A 3,224-nucleotide genomic window follows, 5' to 3' on the forward strand; every position below is an offset into this window, starting at 1 on the left:
CGACGGATCGCGTGGCGCGGATCGCGCCGGCGCAGTCGCACGGTTGGCGGATCTACGCTGACTTCCTCCTCGCCGCGGGCGTTCGTCGAGTGGCGGTAGCCGCCGAGTCAAGCGTGTACTGGGCATCAGGGGTCCGCATCCTGCGGGAGCACCTGGGTCCACGCGGTGGCTCCGTGGTCGAGCTCGACCTGGCCGCGCTGTCCCCCGCCGAGGTGGGCGATCGGCTCCTCGCGAGCCGCGCGACGGCACTCCTGCTCCTCGTCGGCTACCCGGAGCCGGCACTGTCGATCGTCAGGTCCGTCCGCCGCGACCGGCGGCTCGACGAGATCCTCATCGGGGCCCCGGCCGGGCAGCCGGAGCTCGCCGGATGGCTGACAGCGCTGGGCGACGACGGCGCCGGGATCCCGTTCCTGCGCTACCTGCCCGAGCGGCTCAGTCCCCTCGGTGCGCACGTCGAGACGGCCCTCCGCGAGCGGCTGGGCGCCCCGCCCTCCTTTGTCGCCTTCGAGGGCTATGACACGATCGCCGTCATCGCGGAAGCGCTTCGCGCGCACGGCGCCGACCCGGCGCGGATCGCGGCAGCCTGGCCCGGCCTCGTCGTCGACGGCACCCGTGGGCGAATCCAGTTCTCGCGCGAGCCGGACGACAGCGTGTGGCAGTGGGTGTGGCCTCCGATCCAGGTCGTGGATCGTGACCCTGAGTCGCCCGATCGGTTCCGGGTCCTCCACGTCGGTTGAGGCGCGTCGATCTGACCGGACCGAGAAGCCGGCGCGGGTGGCTGACCCACCCACACCGGGGGCGTCCTCAGTGACCGTGCCACGCGCGATGGACCGACAGGCTGTCCTCGTAGACGTGGTGCCGGGCCACCAGGCCGTGCTCGACGGTCACGTGCAGCGCGAAGTGTGACCGGTACCTCTTGCCCGTGTGAGAGACGGTGTTGACGATGGTGCCGGTGATGACCGCCTCCCCTCCGTCGACGAGGATCTGGTCGACCTCGGCGTGCGCGCGGGACGCATCATGGTGCGCCCCGAGCGCACGGTAGTGCTCGGCGACGTCCGCACGGGTGGCGCGGCGGCGGATCCAGGGCACGTCTCCGCCGAGTTCCTCCTCCGGCCAGTCGAGCTGCCAGTCCACCTGCTCGGCGTAGATCGCGGCGATCTCTTCGGGATCTCCCGTGCCGATGCGGGCGAGGAGGTCCTCGACGGTGGCACGCGTGTCCATGGCTGCTCCTCTCGGTTCGAGGTGCGAGGCTGCACTCGGTCGGAAGGCGGTGGTCGTCAGGCGGTCACGGCGGGGGAGGCTGACCGGAGGTCGCGCAGCCCCCCGCCCTGGAGAGCGGTGAGTCCGAGAACCGCGCCCGCCTGGACCAGGACGAACGCGACGCCCATCCCGGTGAGGGCGACCCACCCGCTGAAGGCGAACACGACGCTGAGGACGACGTAGCCGAGGTTCAGCAGGGCCACCTCCTGCACCAGACGGGCGGACACGCGCCCGGCCACCCAGGCGACGAAGCCGGCCCAGACGAGCAGCAGTGCTCCGACGACGATCGACAGCGCCGTCGGCAGCCCCAGCGGATCGTCGAGCACTCCCGACAGCACGATGAGCAGAGCTCCCAAGGCGCCCGACGCCACGGCATCGAGTCGCAGTGAGGTACGGATATCACGCATCGATCTCCTCCTGGTTCGGATTGACGCACCCATCGTTGACGCGGTGGGGAATGGTGTCGATTACCTCGCGGGTAATGGGGCCCCGGAGGTCCGTCGGATACCGTCGAGGACCATGACCACGGCACCGCCGACCTGTGGGGGCCTCGTGCGTTCCTGGCGCGTTCGGCGCCACCTCAGCCAGCTCGACCTGGCCTCGGAGATCAATGTGTCGACCCGGCACCTGAGCTTCATCGAGACCGGGCGTTCCACCCCGAGTCGGACGATGCTGCTCACCATCGCCGAACACCTCGACGTCCCGCTGCGAGACCGCAACCAGCTGCTGCTGTCCGCCGGCTACGCGCCCGTCTACCCGGAGAGCTCGCTGCACTCCCCGCAGATGATGGCGATCCGCGAGGCCCTGCGACAGCTGCTTGCCGGCCACGCACCCTATCCCGCCCTCGTCGTCGACCGGTGGTGGAACCTCGTCGAGGCCAACGACAGCCTCTACACCCTCCTGGAGGGCGTCGCCGACCACCTCCTCGCGCCGCCGGTCAACGTGCTGCGAGTCAGCCTCCACCCGCAAGGCGTGGCGCCGCGCATCGTCAACCTCGGCGAGTGGCGCGGGCACCTGCTCGCTCGACTCAGGCGCCAGGTGGCACTGACGGCCGACCCGGAGCTCGCCGACCTGCTGAGCGAGCTCGAGAGCTACCCCTGCGACCAGCCGGAGGAGGAGATGCATGGTCCGGGGGAGGTGGTCGTCCCCCTGCGCCTGCGCACCGACGACGCCACCGAGCTGGCGATGCTCAGCACGGTCGCGACCTTCGGCACCCCGCTTGACGTGACCGTGGCCGAGCTGGTGATCGAGACGTTCTTCCCGGCCGACGAGGCGTCAGCCGACCTCCTGAGGAAGATCGCGGCGTCGTAGCCTCCGGGCCTCACCTCGGCGTCCACGCCGAGCCCGTCCCGGACGGGTGCCCCGGCCTGGGCCCACCGTCGCTGGTCATCGAAGGCGTGTCTTCGTGAACCGACTCGCCTTTGGGGGAGCCGAGGACATCAGGGGCTGATAGCGTCACTCATGTTGCCGTTGCAGTCCGCGTAGCACAGCTCAGCATGACTGAGTCGCCGCGCACGAAGGTTCGCTTTGTCGCCTTGGTTGTGGCCTTCGGCGGCCATGAGCTCTCCACACGGGAGAACTCGATTACAAGAAGAGGCAATACCAGTGGCAACAGGCACCGTGAAGTGGTTCAACAGCGAAAAGGGCTTCGGCTTCATCGAGCAGGACGGCGGCGGCGCCGACGTCTTCGTTCACTACTCGGCCATCGACAGCGGCGGGTACCGCGAGCTGCAGGAGGGCCAGAAGGTCGAGTTCGACGTCACTCAAGGCCCCAAGGGTCCCCAGGCCGAGAAGGTCAGGGTCATCTGACCCGAGCAGGATGCGGTGACTGCGGTCACGCACAAGGCCCCCGACGAATTCGTCGGGGGCCTTGCCCTTCCGCGCGCGGCAGGGCTCAGTCTGATTCCGTGGCGGTCCCGGGAGGCGCATCGAGCACGGTGGGCACGAGCTCCAACAGCTGGAGC

The 3,224-nt window shown here is 69.6% G+C and carries 5 protein-coding genes; 3 read left to right on the top strand and 2 right to left on the bottom strand.

The window, feature by feature from the left end:
* Positions 1-737, top strand: a 737-nt coding sequence (locus LOY02_RS18655; protein ID WP_317183866.1) for an ABC transporter substrate-binding protein, incomplete at its 5' end; no start/stop codon positions are given.
* Positions 738-804: 67 nt separating this feature from the next.
* Here LOY02_RS18655 and LOY02_RS18660 read toward each other — a convergent pair.
* Positions 805-1,221, bottom strand: a complete 417-nt coding sequence (locus tag LOY02_RS18660; protein ID WP_317183867.1) for a nuclear transport factor 2 family protein — start codon at positions 1,219-1,221, stop codon at positions 805-807.
* Positions 1,222-1,277: 56 nt separating this feature from the next.
* A complete protein-coding gene (locus LOY02_RS18665; protein WP_317183868.1) occupies positions 1,278-1,667 on the bottom strand; it encodes a hypothetical protein in 390 nt (129 codons plus the stop codon).
* Positions 1,668-1,779: 112 nt separating this feature from the next.
* On the opposite strand from LOY02_RS18665, the gene LOY02_RS18670 reads away from it, so the two are divergent.
* Together LOY02_RS18670 and LOY02_RS18675 are read left to right on the top strand one after the other, a co-directional pair.
* Entirely contained in the window at positions 1,780-2,571 is a 792-nt protein-coding gene (locus LOY02_RS18670) for a helix-turn-helix transcriptional regulator (protein ID WP_317183869.1), read from the top strand.
* 294 nt (positions 2,572-2,865) lie between these two features.
* A complete protein-coding gene (locus LOY02_RS18675) occupies positions 2,866-3,069 on the top strand; it encodes a cold-shock protein (RefSeq protein ID WP_317183870.1) in 204 nt (67 codons plus the stop codon).
* Positions 3,070-3,224: the final 155 nt, after the last annotated feature.

The organism is Intrasporangium sp., from assembly GCF_032907665.1.
Classification (GTDB): domain Bacteria; phylum Actinomycetota; class Actinomycetes; order Actinomycetales; family Dermatophilaceae; genus Intrasporangium.